This is a genomic window from Kitasatospora sp. NPDC008115, from assembly GCF_042957205.1.
In the GTDB taxonomy this organism is placed as follows: Bacteria; Actinomycetota; Actinomycetes; order Streptomycetales; family Streptomycetaceae; genus Kitasatospora.
In genome coordinates, this window is record NZ_JBIBHU010000015.1 from 157,222 (window position 1) to 175,552 (window position 18,331).

Genomic DNA, 18,331 nt, shown 5'->3' on the forward strand with positions numbered 1-18,331 from the left:
CTCAGTCCTCGTACCGCAGCCCGAGCGCGCCCAGCGGGCCGCGCATGCCGTAGATGTCCAGGCCGAGTTCGCCCGCGCGGAACCTCGCGCGCTTGCCCGCCTCCCCCGCCTCCCGCGCGGCCGAGGCCTCGGCGACCTCGGCGGCCCGCTCGCGAGGCACCACGACGACGCCGTCGCCGTCCGCGACGACGACGTCGCCGGGCCGGACCAGGGCGTTGGCGCAGACCACCGGCACATTGACCGAGCCGAGGGTGGCCTTCACCGTGCCCTTGGCATGGACCGCCCGCGCGAAGACCGGGAAGTCCATCTCCTCCAGGTCGGCCACGTCGCGCACGCCGCCGTCGATGACCAGGCCCCGGCATCCCCGTGCGCGGAAGGAGGTGGCGAGCAGTTCGCCGAAGAATCCGTCCTCGCTGTCGGTCGTGCAGGCCGCGATCACGACGTCGCCCTCTCGGATCTGTTCGGCGGCGACGTGCAGCATCCAGTTGTCGCCGGGTTGCAGCAGGACGGTCACCGCCGTGCCGCACAGCCGGGCCTTCGGATAGGCCGGGCGCAGGTAGGGGCGCATCAGGCCGACCCGGCCCATGGCCTCGTGGATCGTCGCCACGCCGAACGTCGACAGCGCGGCGACCGCCACCGGGTCGGCGCGGTCGACCGACGTGTGGACGACGCCGATTTCGGTGTGCTCCATGCGGTGGTTCTCCTGGGTTCAGCGGCCGGCCGCGACGAGGCGGGCGGCGAGGCGGGGGTAGACACGCAGGGCGTTGCCCGAGTAGACGGCGGCCCGTTCCTCGTCGGAGAGGTTCGGCGTGGCGTCCACGTACCGCTTGGTGTCGTCGAAGTGGCGGCCGGTGAGCGGGTCGATGTCGCGGACCGCGCCGATCATCTCGCTGGCGAAGAGGACCGACCGGCTGGGGATGACCCGGGTCAGCAGGTCGACGCCGGGCTGGTGGTAGACGCAGGTGTCGAAGAAGACGTTGTCCAGCAGCGTCTCGGGGTCCGGCCTGCCGAGGGCCATCGCCAGGCCGCGGAAGCGTCCCCAGTGGTAGGGCACCGCGCCGCCGCCGTGCGGGATCACGAACCGCAGCGTCGGGAAGTCGGCGAAGAGGTCGCCCTGGACCAGCTGCATGAACGCCGTGGTGTCGGCGTTGAGGTAGTGGGCGCCGGTGGTGTGGAAGGCCGGGTTGCACGAGGTGCTGACGTGGATCATGGCCGGGATGTCGTACTCGGCCATCGCCTCGTAGAGCGGGTACCAGCTGCGGTCGGTCAGCGGCGGAGCGGTCCACCTGCCGCCTGAGGCGTCGGGATTGAGGTTGACCGTCACCGCGCCGAGCTCCTCGACCGCGCGGCGCAGCTCGGGCAGGCAGGTGGCGGGGTCGACGCCGGGCGACTGCGGGAGCATCGCGCCCATCGCGAACCGGTCGGGGTAGAGCGTGCTGACGCGGTGGACCAGGTCGTTGCAGATCCGCGCCCACACCGAGGAGACCTCGAAGTCGCCGATGTGGTGGGCCATGAAGCTGGCCCGCGGGGAGAAGATCGTCAGGTCGCTGCCGCGCTCGTCCATGAGCCGCAGCTGGTTGCCCTCGATCGCCCGGCGCAGGTCGTCGTCGGTGATGCCGAGGGCCTCGGGGTCGGGTGCGTCGCAGGCGCGGCCGACGGCGGCCACCTGCCGGTCCCGCCATTGCGTCAACTGCGGTGGTGCGGTGGTGAAGTGTCCGTGACAGTCGATGATCATGGGTGCTCTCCTGGTGGGTCCGGGTCAGTCCTGGGCCGCGGCGGGCCAGCCGGTGTACTGCTCGGCGAGGAAGGTGCGGCCGGCCCGGGTGCCCACCGCATTGTCGAGCTCGCCGAGCCGGCGCCGCAGGTCGAACGGCGTGTCGCCGGGCGCGGTGTGCAGCAGCCGGGTCATCCAGTGCGAGAAGTTCTGCGCCCGCCAGACCCGTTGGAGGGCGCGCGGCTGGTAGTCGTCCAGCGCGGCCGCGCCCTCGCCGCCGAGCGCCCGCAGCAGGACGCCGGCGAGGACCTTCACATCGTGCAGCGCCAGGTTCAGCCCGCGGGCGCCGGTCGGCGGTACGGTGTGCGCGGCGTCGCCCGCCAGCGCCATCGAGCCCCAGCGCATCGGCTCCTGCACGAAGGAGCGGAACCGCAGCACCGTCTTCTCGATGATCGGCCCCTCGTTGAGCCGGAAGCCGTCCTCGCCAGCCACCCGGGCCTGGAGCGTCTCCCAGACGCGGTCGTCCGGCCAGGCGTCCACGGACTCGTCGGGGGCGCACTGGAAGTACATCCGCTGCACGGTGTCGGTGCGCTGGCTGATCAGCGCGAACCCGTGCTCGGAGTGGGCGTAGACCAGCTCGGGTGCGCTCATCGGCGCCTCGGCCATGATGCCGAACCACGCGAAGGGGTACTCCTTGCCGTAGCGCACCCGCCGGTCCTCGGGCACGAGGTCACGGCACATGCTGCGCGACCCGTCCGCACCGACCACGTACCGCGCCCGGACCTCGTGGCGGGTCCCGTCGGGCGCGGTCCAGCGGACCCGGGGGGCGTCGGTCGTGAGGTCGAGGACCTCGGTGTCCCGGACCCCGAAGTGGACCGTGCCGCCGTCGCGTTCCCGGGCGTCGGCCAGGTCGATGAACACATCGGTCTGCGGGTAGAGCCACACCGACGCGCCGACCAGCTGCTTGAAGTCGACGCGGTACGGCCGGCCGCCGAACCGGAGCTCGACGCCCTCGTGCTCGTGGCCGTCGAGCAGGATCCGCTCGGAGACCCCGGTCTCGACCAGGTCCCGGGCCGCGTCGGCCTCGAGGATGCCGGCCCGGTGCGTCGTCTCGATCTCGTGCCGGGTGCGGGTGTCGAGCACGATCGTCTCGACCCCGGCCCTCCCGAGCAGATGGGCCAGCATCAGTCCGGCCGGGCCGGCTCCGACGACGGCGACGGGGACCGAGGCGACGGTGTCGACGATGGCATCGGCCATGGCATCTCCTGAACGGTGGCGCGGGGTTGCGAACACCCCGAACGCTGGCATCCGGACGCCCGGCCCGTCGCCGCCCTTTCCGCCAGGCGGAAGCCCCGCAGGTCAGGCCCCCAGGTCAGGCCGTCGTCCGGGCCCGCCTGCCGAGCTCGTCGGAGATCCCCCGCACAGCCCTCAGCAGCGGCTCGCGCAGCCCGCGCGCCCGGCTCGCGCTCCGCGCCGCGATCACGATCCCCAGGGCGGCGCTCACCGGGCCGGCCCGGCCGATCCGCACCGGCGCGGCCACCGCGACCGAGTGCTCCGAGAGCTGCCGGTCACTGACGAAGACCTGCTCGCGGCGGATCCGGTCCAGTTGCGTCCGCAACGCCTTAGGGTCGGTGACCGTGTGCTCGGTCCAGGCCCGGAGCGGCGATTCCAGGACCTCCTCCTGGATCTCCCGGGGCGCGTGCGCCAGCAGCACCCGGCCCATCCCGGTGGAACCGACGGGGAACCGGGATCCGACCATCGTGACCACCTCGACCGATCCGTGCCCCGCGATCCGTTCCACGAAGACCAGCTCCGTGCCCTCGCGCACCGCGAGCTGGACGTTCTCATGGGTCGCCTCGTAGAGGTCCTGCATGAACGGCAGTGCCGCGTCACGCAGGATCTGGGTCCGCGGACACCCCGAGGCGATCTCCCACAGGCGCAGCCCGATGTGCCACGAGCCGTCCTCCGCGCGTTCGAGCGCTCCCCAGCCCGCCAGCTCCGTGATCACGCGGTGCGTGGTGCTCAACGCCAAGCCCGTACGCTGAGCGATCTCCGACAGTGTCTGCGACGGGTGCTCACGGTCGAAGGCCGCGAGGACCTCAAGGACCTTTCCGGCCGCCGTGCTCCGGGGTGTGATCATCCGGCCAGTCTCGCAGACCGGCGCGAAGCCTCCCGGCACGCGCCGGACCGGCTGCCGGATCCCAAGGAGGCGATGTGAACCAAGAGATCTTCGGGCTGTCCTCGATGGCGACGCGGCCGGTCCTGGCCGACCTCTCCGAACACCTCCGGCACACCTGCGGCATCCCGGTGCGCTTCGAATCCGCCGGTGGGGTCGAGGTCGCACGGCGGGTTCGTGAGGGCGCCGGGGCCGACCTGCTCGTGCTCGCCGCAGGAGCACTGGCCGAGCTGGCGGAGGAAGGGCACCTCCTGGGGGGAACGGCGCGCCCGCTGTGGGTCTCCCAGGTCGTCGCCGCCGTGCCGGACGGGGCGCCGGTTCCGGCCCTCGACTCGGAATCCGACCTGCGCGCAGCGCTCCTGTCCGCGACGGGGATCGCGTACTCCACCGGTCCCAGCGGGACGGCCCTCGTCGAGCTGATCACCCGGCTGGGGCTCACCGGCACGCTCTCGGGGCGGCTCGTCCAGGCGCCGGCGGGGGTGCCCGCCGGCAGCCTGCTCCCGTCCGGCCGGGCCGACCTGGCCTTCCAGCAGCGCAGCGAGCTGACGGACCTGCCAGGCGTCGTCGTCGTCGGCCCGCTGCCGGGCGACACCGCGATCAGCTCGGTCTTCAGCGGGGGCGTCCTGGCTTCGTCCGGCCGAGCGGACCGGGCCCGCGAGGTCCTCGACCTCCTCGGGTCCGACGCGGCGTCGGGGATCGCCCGTGCCAGGGGCATGCGGGCGTTCGGGCGGCAGGGCTGACACCAGGCCCCGGCAGCGGCGGCCCGGCCCGGCGGGCGGCCGGTCCCGGCTCTTATGACAACAGCATTGACGTGTTAAGGCTCCCCCGGTTTCATGGCTCGCACTTCACCCACCCCACCCCCACACCCTCAAGGCGGTGATCCCTTGGCATCGACGGCGAAGGCCACGGGCAGCGGTCCGAGAATCGACGCGAGCGGCCCCCACCACTCCATGCGCAAGTCCCTCGGCCTCCTGGACGGGGCGGCGATCGCCGCCTCCAGTACCGCCGCGACCAGCAGCATCGGCATCGGCCTCGGCCTGATGGCCGGAGTCGTCGGACTCCACCTCCCGGCGATCATGCTGCTGGCTTTCCTCCCGGTGCTCGCCATCGCGGGCGGCTACGGGCGACTGAACGCCGCCGAGCCGGACGCCGGCAGCAGCTACCGCTGGGTCGGGCGCACGCTCAACCCGTGGCTCGGCTTCCTCACCGGCTGGGTGAACACCGTCGGCACCGTGGTGTTCATGGCCTACACGACCACGGTCACCGGCTCCTCGATCGTCCAACTCCTCGGCCTGGCCCACGTGCGCAGCGTCGCAGGTGTGCGGCTGGACGCGGACTCGACGGTGCAGTGCACGCTGATCGGCCTGGTCGTGCTGGTCGGGGCGGCGCTGGTGGCGGTGCGCGGGCTGGATCTGGCCGCGCGGCTGCAGAAGGCGCTGCTGGTGTTCGAGTACGCGGTGCTGCTCGGCTTCTGCGGCTACGGGCTGTTCGCCGGGGACCAGCCGTTCTCGCTGGAGTGGTACAACCCCTTCGCGATCCCGTCCTTCGATGCGCTGGCCCAGGGCATGGTGCTGGCGGTGTTCTGCTACTGGGGCTTCGAGTCGGTGTTCAGCGTCGGCGAGGAGGTCCGCGACCCGCGTGACGCCTCCCGGGGCGGCCTGCTGGCCCTGCTGGTGATGCTGGCGCTGTTCCTGCTCGCCGGCACGGCGTTCCAGCGGGTCCTCCCGTTGGACGAGCTGGCGGACAACGGGGCACACGGGCTGGCCTACTTCGGGGACCGGCTGGCCGATCAGCCGCTGGCCGCGCTGCCGTTGATCGCGCTGATGCTCTCCGCGGTGGCCTCACTGCAGTCCTCGGTGATCCCCACCGCCCGCGGGATGTACGCGATGGGCCGCGACGGCGTGCTCGGCCCGGTGTGGACCCGCCTGCACCCGAGGCACTCCACACCCGCCGCCGGCACCCTGCTGATCACCGGCATCGCGGTCGCCCTGGCCCTGTGCGCGGTCACCATCCCGACCGTCAACGACCTCATCTCGGCCGCCGTCAACGCGATCGGCATCGTCGTCGCCCTCTACTACGCACTCACCGCCGTCGCCGCCGCCGTCCGCTTCCGCCACCTGCTGCGCACCAGCGTGCTGGAGGGCCTGCGCGCGGTGGTCGGCCCGCTGCTCGGCGCCGCGGCCCTGCTCGCCGTCGGCGGCTACCTCGCCTGGACCTTCTACGACTCCACCGACCACTTCGAACTCTCCGCCGACAACGGCTGGTTCGAACTCTCCGTGGTGGTCGTGATGATCGTCAGCGGGCTGCCCGTGGCGGCCTGGGCCCGCTGGCGGCGCCGCTCGCCGTACTTCCTGCGCGACACCCCCTGACCCGTCCGCAACACCCCGTACCACCCGCACGACCCGAGAACGGAGCACCACCCATGACCAAGGCCGACCTGGTCTTCACCCGCGGCCCCGTGCACACCGGCGACGCCGCCCGCACCCGGGCGAGCGCCCTGGCCGTGACCGGCGGACGCATCACCGCCGTCGGCCACGACGAGGTCCACGGCCTGATCGGTCCGGGCACCGACGTCGTCGACCTCACCGGGAAGCTGCTGCTGCCGGGCTTCCAGGACGCGCACATCCACGCCGTGGGCGGCGGCACCGAGCTGGCCTCCTGCGACCTCACCGGAACGGTCGGCGTCCCCGACTACCTGGAACGCATCCGCGCCTACGCCCGGGCCAACCCCGGGCAGGAGTGGATCACCGGCAGCGGCTGGTCGATGGAGAGCTTCGACGGCGGCCTGCCGACCCGCCACCTGCTCGACACCGTCGTCCCCGACCGCCCGGTCTACCTGACCAACCGCGACCACCACGGCGCCTGGGCCAACACCCGCGCCCTCGAACTCGCCGGCCTCGACCGCGACACCCCCGACCCGGTGGACGGGCGGATCGAGCGGGAGCCCGACGGCACCCCCGGCGGCATGCTCCAGGAAGGCGCCACCGCCCTCGTCGCCCGGTTGATCCCGCCCCTCACCGCCGCCGACCGCCTCGACGGACTCCTGCGCGCCCAGCGCCTGCTCCACTCCCTCGGCATCACGGGCTGGCAGGACGCCCTGCTCGGCGAGTTCAACGGCCTGTCCGACCCCTCCGACGCCTACCTCGCCGCCGCCCGCTCCGGTGCACTCACCGCCCGGGTCACCGGCGCCCTGTGGTGGGAACGCGATCGCGGCGCCGAACAGATCCCCGAACTCGTCGAACGCCGCGCCGCCCTCGCCCACGGCACGTTCCGGGCCGGCTCCGTGAAGATCATGCAGGACGGCATCGCGGAGAACTTCACCGCCGCCATGACCAGCCCCTACCTGGACGGCTGCGGCTGCGCCACCGCCAACTCCGGCCTCAGCTTCGTCGATCCGCTCGCCTTGCGCGGCCACGTCACCGAACTCGACGCGCTGGGCTTCCAGGTGCACTTCCACGCGCTGGGCGACCGCGCGGTGCGCGAGGCACTCGACGCCGTCGAGGCCGCCCGCGCCGCCAACGGGTTCCGCGACACCCGGCACCACCTCGCACACCTCCAGGTGGTCCACCCGGACGACGTGCCGCGCTTCGCCCGGCTCGGCGCGATCGCCAACATCCAGCCGCTCTGGGCGGCACACGAACCGCAGATGGACGAGCTGACCATCCCGTTCCTCGGCCCCGAGCGCGCCGCCTGGCAGTACCCGTTCGGTGCGCTCCAGCGCGCGGGCGCCACCCTCGCGGCCGGCAGCGACTGGCCGGTGAGCAGCCCGGACCCGCTGGCCGGGCTGCACGTGGCCGTCAACCGCAGGGAGCCGGACGCCGCCGACGAGCGGGTCTTCCTGCCCGAGCAGCGGCTCGACATCGCCTCCGCGATCGCCGCCTACACGGCCGGATCCGCGCACGTGAACGGCCACGACGACGCCGGCACCCTCGCCGTGGGGAACCTCGCCGACCTCGTCGTCCTCGACCGCGACATCCTCACCGGCCCGCCCGAGGAGATCGCCGCAGCCCGCGTCCTGCGCACCTACATCGGCGGCCGGCTCGTCCACACCGCCGAATGAGTCCCGCCGCCGAGGCCCGGCGGCCGACGCGCCGGGCGCGGCGGCGCTCAGCGCGCCGCCGCCAGCCGGGCCTCGGCAGCGTCCAGCAGCAGCTCCAGCGCGAACGGGTAGCCGCTGCACCGCATGTCGGCGGCCAGCAGGTGTGCGGTGGCCGCGATGTGCGGATTGGCCGCGGCGTCCAGCCGGCCGTACGAGGCCTGCCAGACCCGCAGGTCCGCCGACTGCGCGGAGGCCGGCAGCGCGAGCGCCGCCGCGTCCAGCACCGCGAACCCGAGGCTCTGGTCCACGAACGCGTGGTAGATCCGCACCGCCTCCGGATCGGGGAACCCCGCACCGCGCAGCACACCGAGGATCGCCTCGACCGCGGCGATCTCATGCGCACGCCCGGTCGTACGGTGGGCCGCGAGCAGCGCCGCCTGCGGATGCGCCTGGTAGCTGGCGTGCAGCCGCATCCCGATCTCCCGCAGGTCGGCCCGCCAGTCCCCGGTGGCCCGCCAGCCGTCCTGGGCGCGGGCGATCAGCTCCTCGGCGACGGCGAGCAGCAGGTCGTCCGCGCTGTGGAAGTAGCGGTACACCGCGCTGGGGTCGGCGCCCAGCGCGGCACCGAGCCGCCGGACGGTGAGCGCCTCCGCACCGTGCTGCCCCACCAACCGCAGCGCCGTGCCGACGATCAGCTCGTGGGAGAGCACCACCCCCTGTTTGGTGGGCCGCCGACGGCGCCGCTGGGGCTCGGGCACTACGCGTTCGCTCATCCCGGCAGAGTACGTCAACGCGGTTGACGTAGCACAGGGCCCCCGGCCGGCCGAGTGCGGCCCGCCCGCGCAGACCCTTCGATACCCAGGATTCCTGAAAACCAAGGAGCCTTTCCTTTGAGCACGCTTTCCATCGACCGCCGCGACGGGGTCGCGGTCCTGACGCTCCGCCGCCCGGCCAAGCGCAACGCGCTCGACGACGCCACCGTGCTGAGCGTCGAGCAGTTCTTCCGGAAGCCGGGCGCGGACGTCCGGGCCGTCGTCCTCGATGCCGAGGGTGATCACTTCTCGGCCGGGCTCGACCTCGGTGAGCTGACCGAGCGGTCCACCGAGGAGGCGCTGGAGCACTCCCTCATGTGGCACCGCGTCTTCGACACCATCGAGGGCGGGCGCGTCCCCGTGGTGGCCGCTCTCAAGGGCGCGGTGATCGGCGGCGGCCTGGAGCTGGCCGCCGCCGCGCACATCCGGGTGGCCGAGCCGTCCACCTTCTACGCGCTGCCCGAGGGACGGCGCGGGCTCTTCGTCGGCGGTGGCGGCTCCGTCCGGATCCCCCGGCTGATCGGCGCCCACCGGATGGCGGACATGATGCTCACCGGCCGCGTCCTCGACGCCGCCGAGGGCCAGGCCGCCGGTCTCTCCCAGTACCTGACCGGGGAGGGCGGGGCACGCGCCCGGGCCCTGGAGCTCGCGGAGCGGATCGCGGCCAACGCGCCGCTGACCAACTTCGCCGTCCTCCAGGCGCTCCCCCGGATCGCCGAGGCCTCGCCCGCCGGCGGCCTGCTGCTCGAATCCCTCATGTCGGCCGTCGCGGCCGGAAGCCACGACGCCCAGGAGCGGATGCGGGCGTTCCTCGACGGCCGCGCCGCGAAGGTCGCCGCCGCACACGGCTCGCACGGAAAGGACGCCCGATGAGCGAGATCCTCAGCACGCCCGGCCCCTCGGTCAGGGACGAGTCGGAGATCGGCCGCTACCTCCGCTGGCTGGAGTCCCGGCGGCAGCTGGGCTTCCCGGACTACGACAGCCTGTGGCAGTGGTCCGTCACCGACCTGGACGGCTTCTGGTCGTCGGTCTGGGAGTTCTTCGACGTCCGCCCCCACACCCCGCCCACGGCCGCCCTGGGCCGCAGGTCGATGCCGGACACCGAGTGGTTCCCCGGCGCGACCCTCAACTACGCCGAGCACGCGCTCGGCCGCGAGGAGGACCTCGACGCCGTCGCGGTCGTCGCCCGCTCCCAGACCCGGGCACCGCTCGAACTGACCTTCGGCGAACTCCGCGACCAGGTCGCCCGGGCCCGCGCCGGGCTGCTGCGCCTGGGCGTCCGCAAGGGCGACCGGGTCGTCGCCTACCTGCCGAACATCCCGGAGACGCTGGTGGCCTTCCTCGCCACCGCGAGCATCGGCGCGGTCTGGGCGGCCTGCGCCCCGGAGTTCGGCCCGCGCAGCGTGGTCGACCGGTTCGCCCAGCTCGAACCGAAGGTGCTGCTGACCGTCGCCGGCTACCGCTACGGGGAGCGGGACGTCGACCGCCGCACCGAGGTGGCGGAGATCGCCTCCCGACTGCCCACCGTCGAGCGGGTCGTCCACGTCCCCTACGGGCCGAACGCCCTCCCCGACGCGCTGGGCTGGGCGGAACTGCTGGCCGAACCGGCCGAACCGGCCTTCGAGCCCGTGCCGTTCGACCATCCGCTGTTCGTGCTCTTCTCCTCCGGCACCACCGGCATCCCCAAGGCGATCGTCCACCGGCACGGCGGGATCCTCCTGGAGCACCTGAAGAACAACGCGCTGAGCTGGGACCTCAAGCCGGGCGACCGGATGCTCTGGTTCAGCACGACCGCCTGGATGCTGTGGAACACCCTGGTCTCGGCGCTGCTCGTGCGCGCCTCGATCGTCATGATCGACGGCAATCCGGTCCACCCCGACCTGCGGGAGCAGTGGCGGATCGCGCAGGACACGGGGACGACGCTGATGGGCGTGAGCCCCGGCTACCTGATGGCCTGCCGCAAGGCCGGGATCCGGCCCGCCGAGGAGTTCGACCTGTCGCGGCTACGGCAGCTCGGCGCGGCGGGCAGCCCGCTCGCCGCCGACGGCTTCCGCTGGGTGGCCGAGCAGTTCGGGGACCAGGTCCTGCTGAACGTCGGCTGCGGCGGCACCGACGTCTGCACCGGCATCCTCCAGGGCAGCCCGCTGCAGACCGTGCGCGCCGGAGAGATCTCCGGCCCCTGCCTCGGGGTCGCCGCCTACGCCTACGACGGCGAGGGCCGGCGGGTCGTCGGCGAGCTGGGCGAGCTGGTGATCACCGAGCCGATGCCGTCGATGCCCGTCGGCTTCTGGGGCGACACCGACGGCTCCCGCTACCGGGCCGCGTACTTCGAGGAGTACCCGGGCGTGTGGCGGCACGGCGACTGGGTGCGGTTCGCGCCCGAGGGCCACTGCGTCGTCGCCGGGCGCTCCGACGCCACCCTCAACCGGGGCGGGGTCCGGCTCGGCACCGCCGAGTTCTACGCCGTCGTCGAGGACCTGCCCGAGGTCGAGGACAGTCTCGTCGTCCACATCGAGGACCCCGAGGGCGGCAACGGGGAGCTGCTGCTCTTCATCACGGGCCCCGTGGAGCTCGACGACGCCCTCCGCGCGACGATCGCCCGCACGCTGCGGTCGGCGCTGTCGCCCCGGCACGTCCCGGACGTCATCGAGCGGGTCCCGGCCGTCCCGCGCAACCGCACCGGCAAGAAGCTGGAGGTGCCGGTCAAGCGGATCCTGCTCGGCGCGCGTCCCGAGTCCGTCGCCAGCACCGACGTCCTCGCCGACCCCCGTTCGCTGGACCCCTTCGTCGCGTACGCCGCCGAACGGGCCGCCGGAGCCGGGCCCGGGAGCGCGTCGTGAAGGTCGCCGTCGTCGGCACCGGGGTCATCGGGGCCTCCTGGACCACGCTCTTCCTGTTGCACGGGCACGAGGTCGTCGCCAGCGATCCCGCGCCCGGCGCGGAGGCGCGGCTCCGGGCGGCCGTCACCGCCGACCAGCGCCGCCTGTCGTTCACCCCCGACCTCGCCGAGGCCGTCGCGGACGCCGGCTTCGTCCAGGAGAACGGCCCGGAGCGTCCCGAACTGAAGGACGAGGTCTTCGCCGTCCTCGACGCCGCGGCACCGCCGGGGACGATCCTGGCGAGCTCCTCCTCCGGGCTGCCGCCGTCGCGGATCCAGCGGGCGTGCGCGGCCCATCCGGAACGGGTCCTCGTGGGGCACCCCTTCAACCCTCCCCACCTCATCCCGCTGGTCGAGGTCGTACCGGGCGAGCGGACCGGCGAGGCCGCCGTCGAGGCGGCCATGGGCTTCTACCGCAGCCTCGGCCGCCGCCCGATCCGGCTGCGCCAGGAGCTGCCCGGCCATGTCGCGAACCGGCTCCAGGCCGCGCTGTGGCGGGAGGCGTACTCCCTGGTCGAGCGGGGCGCGGCGAGCGTCTCCGACATCGACGCGGCCATCGCCCACGGTCCCGGCCTGCGCTGGGCGCTGCTCGGGCCCTTCCTCAACCAGCACCTGTCGGGCGGCCCGGGCGGCATCGCGCACGTCCTGGAGCACCTCGGCCCGCCCATGGAGGAGTGGTGGGCCGACCTCGGCGCGCCGCGCCTGACGCCCGAGCTGACGCGCGCCGTCACCGAAGGCGTCGGCGACGAACTCGCCGGGACCCCTGAGGCCGACCTCGTCGCGGAACGCGACGCCCTCCTCTCCCTCCTCCTCGACGCCAAGAACCGGACCGACCACCTGTGAGCACACCGATGAACCCCTCCGATGCGATCGCCATCGACTTCCACGTCCACGTGGAGCAGGACGCCCACGGCCGTCTCGCGCTCGACGCGGAGCTGATGGACGCCTCGGCCGCCTACTTCAAGTCCGGCCAGGACCGCACGCCCACCGTGGAGCGGCTGGCCGCGTACTACCGCGAGCGCCGCATGGCGGCCGTGGTCTTCACGGTGGACGCCACCACGGGCCTGGGCCACCCCGCCCTGTCCAGCGAGGAGATCGCCGAGGCGGCGGCCGCCCACCCCGACGTCCTCATCCCGTTCGGCTCTGTCGACCCGCACCGGCCGGACGCCGCCGCCCGGGCCCGCTCGCTCGTCCTCGACCACGGCGTCCGCGGCTTCAAGTTCCACCCCAGCCTCCAGGCGTTCGCGCCGAACGCCCGCGAGCACTACCCGCTCTACGAGGCGATCCAGGAACTGGGCGTCCCCATCCTCTTCCACACCGGGCAGACCGGCATCGGCGCCGGCCTGCCCGGCGGGCGAGGCATCAAGCTGCGCTGGTCCGACCCGATGCTCCTGGACGACGTCGCCGCCGACTTCCCCGGCCTCACGATCGTCCTGGCACACCCGTCGGTGCCCTGGCAGGACGCGGCGATCTCCATCGCCACGCACAAGGCCAACGTGTACATCGACCTGTCGGGCTGGTCGCCGAAGTACTTCCCGCCGCAGCTCGTGAGGGCGGCCGGCTCCTTCCTCCGCCGCAAGGTGCTGTTCGGCTCGGACTACCCCGTCGTCACCCCCGACCGCTGGCTGGCGGACTTCGACGCCCTCGGCCTCAAGCCGGAGGTCCGCCCCCTGATCCTCAAGGAGAACGCCGCCCGCGTCCTGGGCCTCTGACCACGATCGTCGGCCGTGGCGCCGACAGACGTGACGCCGGACATGTGCTGGGGTACGGCGCGCATGGCCGTGCCGCCTTCTCGGCCGGCGCGCGCCCGGGGCTGGGCCGGAGAGAACCGCTGTGGCCGGTCGGGCCGCCTGCCGGCGGTGCGGGAGTCCGGCACCCGTGCCGCCGGCGCGGCGTGTCGTGCGCGTCGAACGACTAACCTGGGCCGCTTCCCCGTCCTGGAACCACCCGAGGAGCCCAGCACCGTGTCCGACAGCTTCGCGCACCTGCACGTCCACACCGAGTACTCGATGCTGGACGGGGCCGCGAAGAACGGGAAGCTCTTCGCCGAGGCGGAGAGACAGGGCATGCCCGCCATCGCGATGAGCGACCACGGCAACATGTTCGGCGCCTACGAGTTCTTCCACGCCGCCGCCAAGACCGGCGTCAAGCCGATCATCGGCATCGAGGCGTACGTCGCCCCGGCCTCGCGCTTCCTGAAGAAGCAGGTGTTCTGGTCCCCCGGCGGCCAGCGCCCGAGCGGCGCGGACGGCGAGGGCGGCAAGGACGTCTCCGGCGGCGGCCGCTACACCCACATGACCATGTGGGCGCAGAACGCCACCGGCCTGCGGAACCTCTTCAAGCTCTCCTCGCTCGCGTCGATGGAGGGCTACTACATGAAGCCCCGGATGGACCGCGAGCTGATCGCCGCCAACGCCACCGGCATCATCGCCACCACCGGCTGCCCCTCCGGCGAGGTGCAGACCCGGCTGCGGCTCGGCCAGTACGAGGAGGCGGTCAAGGCCGCCGGGGCGTACCAGGACATCTTCGGCAAGGAGAACTACTTCCTGGAGCTGATGGACCACGGCCTGTCCATCGAGCAGGACGTCCGCGCGGACCTGCTGCGCCTGGCCAAGCAGCTGAACATCCCGCTGCTCGCCACCAACGACTCGCACTACGTCACCGCCGACCAGGCGGACGCCCACGACAGCCTGCTCTGCGTCGGCGTGGGCAAGAACAAGGACGACCCGAACCGCTTCAAGTTCCAGGGCACCGGCTACTACGTCAAGACCGCCGAGGAGATGCGCGAGCTCTTCCGGGAGCTGCCGGAGGCCTGCGACAACACCCTGGCGATCGCCGAGCGGGTCGAGTCGTACGAGGAGGTCTTCACCTACGTCGACCGGATGCCCCAGTTCGACGTGCCCGAGGGCGAGACCCAGGCCTCGTACCTGCGCCAGAAGATCGCCGCCGGCCTCCAGCACCGCTACGGCGACAACCCGAGCCAGGAGGTGCTGGAGCGGGTCGAGCTGGAGATGGGCGTGATCACCCCGATGGGGTTCGACGCCTACTTCCTCGTGGTCGCCGACATCTGCCAGTACGGGCGGGACAACGGCATCCCGGTCGGCCCGGGCCGTGGTTCCGCGGCCGGCTCGATGGTCGCCTACCTCACCGGCATCACCCAGCTCGACCCGCTGGAGCACGACCTGCTGTTCGAGCGGTTCCTCAACCCCGAGCGCATCAACCCCCCGGACGTCGACATCGACTTCGACGACCGCCAGCGCGACCAGATGGTGCGCTACGTCACCGAGAAGTACGGCTCCGCCTACACCGCCCAGGTCAACACCTTCGGCACCATCAAGGCCAAGGCCGCCGTCAAGGACGCCAACCGCATCCTCGGCTACCCCTTCGCGATGGGCGACCGGATCACCAAGGCGATGCCGCCGGACGTCATGGGCAAGGGCGTGCCGCTCGCCGACCTCTTCAACGACAAGCACCCCCGGTACAACGAGGGCACCGAGATCCGGGCGCTGTACGACAACGAGCCCGACGTCAAGAAGATCATCGACACCGGCCGGGGCATCGAGGGCCTGATCCGCGGCACCGGTGTGCACGCCGCCGCCGTCATCCTCTCCTCCACCCCGCTGCTGGAGCTGATCCCGCTGCACATGCGGGACAAGGACGGCACCATCATCACCGGCTTCGACTACCCGTCGTGCGAAGCCATGGGCCTGATCAAGATGGACTTCCTGGGTCTGCGGAACCTGGGCATCATCGACCACTGCATCAAGATCGTGAAGGCCAACCGGGGCATCGACGTCGACATCGAGAAGATCCCGATCGACGACCCCACCACCTACCAGCTGCTCGCCCGCGGTGACACCCTCGGCGTCTTCCAGCTCGACGGCGGGCCGATGCGCGCCCTGCTCAAGCTGATGAAGCCGACCGAGTTCGCCGACATCTCCGCCGTCTCCGCGCTGTACCGGCCCGGGCCGATGGGCATGAACTCGCACACCAACTACGCCCTGCGCAAGAACGCGCAGCAGGAGATCGTCCCGATCCACCCCGAGCTGGAGGAGCCGCTCAAGGACGTCCTCGGCCCCACCTACGGCCTGATCGTCTACCAGGAGCAGGTCCAGCGCGCCGCCCAGGTGCTCGCCGGGTACTCGCTCGGCCAGGCCGACCTGCTGCGCCGGGCGATGGGCAAGAAGAAGAAGGAGGTCCTGGAGAAGGAGTTCGTCCCCTTCCACGCCGGCTGCAAGGAGCGCGGCTACTCCGACGAGGCCATCCAGGCGGTCTGGGACGTCCTGGTCCCGTTCGCCGGCTACGCGTTCAACAAGTCGCACTCCGCCGCCTACGGCCTGGTCTCGTACCAGACCGCGTACCTCAAGGCGAACTACCCCGCCGAGTACATGGCCGCCCTGCTCACCTCGGTCGCCGACGACAAGGACAAGATGGCGGTCTACCTGGCGGAGTGCCGCCAGATGGGCATCCGGATCCTCTCCCCCGACGTCAACGAGTCCGTGGTCGACTTCACCGCCGTCGGCAGCGACGTCCGCTTCGGCCTCAAGGCGGTGCGCAACGTCGGCGTCCCGGTCATCGAGTCGCTGGTGCGCACCCGGGAGGAGAAGGGCAAGTACACCTCCTTCCCCGACTTCCTGGACAAGGTGGAGCTGGTGGTGTGCAACAAGCGCACCGTCGACTCCCTGGTCAAGGCCGGCGCCTTCGACTCCCTCGGACACACCCGGCTCTCGCTCAGCACCGTGCACGAGAGCGCGATCGACGCCGTCACCGGGCTGAAGAAGCAGCAGGCGATCGGCCAGGACGACCTCTTCGGCGCCCTGGAGGCCGACGAGGGCGGCGGCCCCGGCATCGGACTGGACTTCGAGCTCACCGACCGCGAGTGGCCGCGCCGCCAACTCCTCTCCCTGGAACGGGAGATGCTCGGCCTCTACGTCTCCAGCCACCCGCTCGACGGCGCCGAGCACATCCTCTCCCAGAACCGCGACACCTCGATCGCCGACCTCCTCGGCTCCGGCCGCACCGAGGGCGAGGTCCGCCTCTCCGGACTCATCACCGCGGTGGACCGCCGGATCAACAAGGCCGGAAACGCCTGGGCGATCATCACCCTGGCCGACCGCGACGGCTCGGTCGAGGTGCTGTTCTTCCCCGCCACCTACAACCTGATGGCCGAGCAGATGGTGGAGGACAACGTCATCTCGGCGCGCGGCCGGCTCAACGAGCGCGACGGCTCACTGAGCATCTTCGGCCAGGAGATCACCACCCTCGACGTCTCCTCCGCCGAACTGGGCACCAAGCCGCCGGTCCAGATCACCGTGCCGGCCGCCCGGGTCACCCCCGAGATCGTGGCCGAGCTCAAACTCGCCCTCCACGCCCACCCCGGTGACGTCCCGATCCGCCTGCTGACCACCGGCTGGGACAAGGACACCCTCTACGAACTCGGCTTCCAGGTGAACCCCGACAACGGACTCGCCTCGGACATCAAGACCCTGCTCGGCAACCGCGCCTGGATGGGCACCGCCGTGCGCTCCTGAACCCCGGCCGGCGGGCACCGCCCCGCCGGCCGGCCGGGTGAACCCGTTCGCCGCGGGCAGGGCTGTCAGTGGGAGCTGGGATCGTGCCTCCGCGAGTGAACGGGTCTTCGTTACGGGAGGGCGGGAGGCCCTGCGCCGGTACCTGGAGTCCGGATTCGGTGGCGGGGCAGGCGTTGCCCGTCGGCGGCGGTGACCGTCGGGCGTCAGGCGGTGGCGCCGTGGGTGGTGGTGAAGCGGCTGCGGTACTCGGTCGGTGTGGTGCCCAGGTGGCGGGCGAAGACGCGGCGCAGGGTCTCGTCGCTGCCCAGGCCGCTGTGCCGGGCGGCGGCGGTGACGCTGTGGCCGTCCAGGAGCAGTTGCCTGGCCAGGTCGAGGCGGACGCTCTCCACCCAGCGGGCCGGGGTGGTGTGCAGCTCGGCCTGGAAGAGCCGGGTGAGGTGGCGGGTGCTGACGGCGGCGCCGGCGGCCATCACGGGCAGGCTGTGGTCGGCGGCGGGGTCGGCGAGGACGGCGTCGGTGAGGGTGCGCAGCAGTTCGCTGCGGGCGGGCGGGGTGGCCAGGGCGGTGGAGAACTGCGACTGGCCGCCGGGGCGCTGCATGAAGACGACCAGCTCTCGGGCGACGGCGCGGGCGGCGTCGGCGCCGTGGTCGTGCTCGACCAGGGCGAGGGCGAGGTCGATGCCCGCGCTGATGCCGGCACTGGTGTGGTAGCGGCCGTCCTGGATGTGCAGGGCGTCGGGTTCGACCCGCACCCGGGGGTGGCGCAGTGCGAGGGCGGGGGCGTGGCGCCAGTGGGTGGTGGCCCGGCGGCCGTCGAGCAGTCCGAGCGCGGCGAGCACGAAGGCGCCGCTGCACACCGAGGCGACCCGCCGCGATCGCACGGCGAGGCCGTCCGCGGCGGCGAGCAGCGACTCGGCGGGGCCTTCGGAGACCAGCAGGTCGGCTCCGGCGACGATCACGGTGTCCAGGGGTCCCCCGATGTCCTGCGGTGCGGTGGTGCCCGCCAGGGAGACGCCGTTGGAGGCGGTGACGGTGCCGCCATCCGGGGAGACCAGGACGGACTCGTACGGGTGGCCGAGCCGCCCGGCCTGGTGGAAGACCTCCAGCGGACCACTGGCGTCGAGCAGCGTCACTCCGTCGAAGACGAGGAAGGCGAGCCGGCGCCTCATGTCTGAATCCGA

Annotated in this window: 14 protein-coding genes; 8 read left to right on the plus strand and 6 right to left on the minus strand. The window is 72.4% G+C overall.

Annotated elements, in window-relative coordinates; genetic code table 11:
- Position 1 precedes the first annotated feature (1 nt).
- The 4 genes from ligK to ACFZBX_RS20460 all read right to left on the minus strand — a co-directional run bounded on the left by ligK (position 2) and on the right by ACFZBX_RS20460 (position 3,854).
- On the minus strand, positions 2–691 hold the full coding sequence (gene ligK / locus ACFZBX_RS20445) for a 4-carboxy-4-hydroxy-2-oxoadipate aldolase/oxaloacetate decarboxylase (protein WP_391535164.1): 690 nt from the start codon (positions 689–691) through the stop codon (positions 2–4).
- Between the two features lie 18 nt (positions 692–709).
- The gene (locus tag ACFZBX_RS20450) at positions 710–1,735 is read right to left on the minus strand and encodes an amidohydrolase family protein (RefSeq protein ID WP_391535165.1); all 1,026 of its coding nucleotides are present in this window, start codon (positions 1,733–1,735) and stop codon (positions 710–712) included.
- Positions 1,736–1,759: 24 nt separating this feature from the next.
- A complete protein-coding gene (locus ACFZBX_RS20455; RefSeq protein WP_391535166.1) occupies positions 1,760–2,971 on the minus strand; it encodes a 4-hydroxybenzoate 3-monooxygenase in 1,212 nt (403 codons plus the stop codon).
- Positions 2,972–3,086: 115 nt separating this feature from the next.
- Positions 3,087–3,854 carry an IclR family transcriptional regulator gene (locus ACFZBX_RS20460; protein WP_391535167.1) on the minus strand — a complete coding sequence of 256 codons (768 nt, stop codon included), beginning with the start codon at positions 3,852–3,854 and terminating at the stop codon, positions 3,087–3,089.
- A 74-nt stretch (positions 3,855–3,928) separates the two neighbouring features.
- On the opposite strand from ACFZBX_RS20460, the gene ACFZBX_RS20465 reads away from it, so the two are divergent.
- The 3 genes from ACFZBX_RS20465 to ACFZBX_RS20475 all read left to right on the plus strand — a co-directional run bounded on the left by ACFZBX_RS20465 (position 3,929) and on the right by ACFZBX_RS20475 (position 7,950).
- Complete coding sequence (locus tag ACFZBX_RS20465; protein WP_391535168.1) at positions 3,929–4,630, plus strand: substrate-binding domain-containing protein; 702 nt, start codon at positions 3,929–3,931, stop codon at positions 4,628–4,630.
- Between the two features lie 210 nt (positions 4,631–4,840).
- Positions 4,841–6,259, plus strand: coding sequence for an APC family permease (locus tag ACFZBX_RS20470; RefSeq protein ID WP_391535221.1), 1,419 nt, complete (start codon positions 4,841–4,843; stop codon positions 6,257–6,259).
- A gap of 53 nt (positions 6,260–6,312) precedes the next feature.
- Entirely contained in the window at positions 6,313–7,950 is a 1,638-nt protein-coding gene (locus tag ACFZBX_RS20475; RefSeq protein ID WP_391535169.1) for an amidohydrolase, read from the plus strand.
- A gap of 47 nt (positions 7,951–7,997) precedes the next feature.
- On the opposite strand, the gene ACFZBX_RS20480 is transcribed toward ACFZBX_RS20475, so the two are convergent.
- Positions 7,998–8,702, minus strand: coding sequence for a TetR/AcrR family transcriptional regulator (locus tag ACFZBX_RS20480; RefSeq protein WP_391535170.1), 705 nt, complete (start codon positions 8,700–8,702; stop codon positions 7,998–8,000).
- A gap of 117 nt (positions 8,703–8,819) precedes the next feature.
- On the opposite strand from ACFZBX_RS20480, the gene ACFZBX_RS20485 reads away from it, so the two are divergent.
- The 5 genes from ACFZBX_RS20485 (at position 8,820) to dnaE (ending at position 17,150) form a co-directional block, all read left to right on the plus strand.
- A complete protein-coding gene (locus tag ACFZBX_RS20485) occupies positions 8,820–9,614 on the plus strand; it encodes a crotonase/enoyl-CoA hydratase family protein (protein ID WP_391535171.1) in 795 nt (264 codons plus the stop codon).
- Complete coding sequence (locus tag ACFZBX_RS20490; protein ID WP_391535172.1) at positions 9,611–11,581, plus strand: acetoacetate--CoA ligase; 1,971 nt, start codon at positions 9,611–9,613, stop codon at positions 11,579–11,581. The genes ACFZBX_RS20485 and ACFZBX_RS20490 overlap by 4 nt, the downstream gene beginning before the upstream one ends.
- Positions 11,578–12,462, plus strand: coding sequence for a 3-hydroxyacyl-CoA dehydrogenase NAD-binding domain-containing protein (locus ACFZBX_RS20495; protein ID WP_391535173.1), 885 nt, complete (start codon positions 11,578–11,580; stop codon positions 12,460–12,462). Before ACFZBX_RS20490 ends, ACFZBX_RS20495 begins: the two co-directional genes overlap by 4 nt.
- Before the next feature lie 8 nt (positions 12,463–12,470).
- Positions 12,471–13,331: an amidohydrolase family protein gene (locus ACFZBX_RS20500; RefSeq protein WP_391535174.1), complete on the plus strand. Its 861-nt coding sequence runs from the start codon at positions 12,471–12,473 to the stop codon at positions 13,329–13,331.
- Positions 13,332–13,583: 252 nt separating this feature from the next.
- Positions 13,584–17,150 (plus strand): DNA polymerase III subunit alpha, encoded by a 3,567-nt coding sequence (gene dnaE, locus ACFZBX_RS20505; RefSeq protein ID WP_391535175.1) that lies wholly within the window; start codon positions 13,584–13,586, stop codon positions 17,148–17,150.
- A gap of 203 nt (positions 17,151–17,353) precedes the next feature.
- Here the strand turns inward: dnaE and ACFZBX_RS20510 are convergent, their stop codons facing one another.
- Entirely contained in the window at positions 17,354–18,319 is a 966-nt protein-coding gene (locus tag ACFZBX_RS20510) for a GlxA family transcriptional regulator (protein ID WP_391535176.1), read from the minus strand.
- Positions 18,320–18,331 lie beyond the last annotated feature (12 nt).

Excerpts from the sequence above, each read along its gene's own strand:
- ligK (WP_391535164.1), bottom strand. The coding sequence starts at position 691 with ATGGAGCACACCGAAATCGGCGTCGTCCACACGTCGGTCGACCGCGCC.
- ACFZBX_RS20500 (WP_391535174.1), top strand. The coding sequence starts at position 12,471 with ATGAACCCCTCCGATGCGATCGCCATCGACTTCCACGTCCACGTGGAG.
- ACFZBX_RS20450 (WP_391535165.1), bottom strand. The coding sequence starts at position 1,735 with ATGATCATCGACTGTCACGGACACTTCACCACCGCACCACCGCAGTTG.
- ACFZBX_RS20460 (WP_391535167.1), bottom strand. The coding sequence starts at position 3,854 with ATGATCACACCCCGGAGCACGGCGGCCGGAAAGGTCCTTGAGGTCCTC.
- ACFZBX_RS20480 (WP_391535170.1), bottom strand. The coding sequence starts at position 8,702 with ATGAGCGAACGCGTAGTGCCCGAGCCCCAGCGGCGCCGTCGGCGGCCC.
- ACFZBX_RS20470 (WP_391535221.1), top strand. The coding sequence starts at position 4,841 with ATGCGCAAGTCCCTCGGCCTCCTGGACGGGGCGGCGATCGCCGCCTCC.
- ACFZBX_RS20455 (WP_391535166.1), bottom strand. The coding sequence starts at position 2,971 with ATGGCCGATGCCATCGTCGACACCGTCGCCTCGGTCCCCGTCGCCGTC.
- ACFZBX_RS20510 (WP_391535176.1), bottom strand. The coding sequence starts at position 18,319 with ATGAGGCGCCGGCTCGCCTTCCTCGTCTTCGACGGAGTGACGCTGCTC.
- ACFZBX_RS20475 (WP_391535169.1), top strand. The coding sequence starts at position 6,313 with ATGACCAAGGCCGACCTGGTCTTCACCCGCGGCCCCGTGCACACCGGC.
- ACFZBX_RS20490 (WP_391535172.1), top strand. The coding sequence starts at position 9,611 with ATGAGCGAGATCCTCAGCACGCCCGGCCCCTCGGTCAGGGACGAGTCG.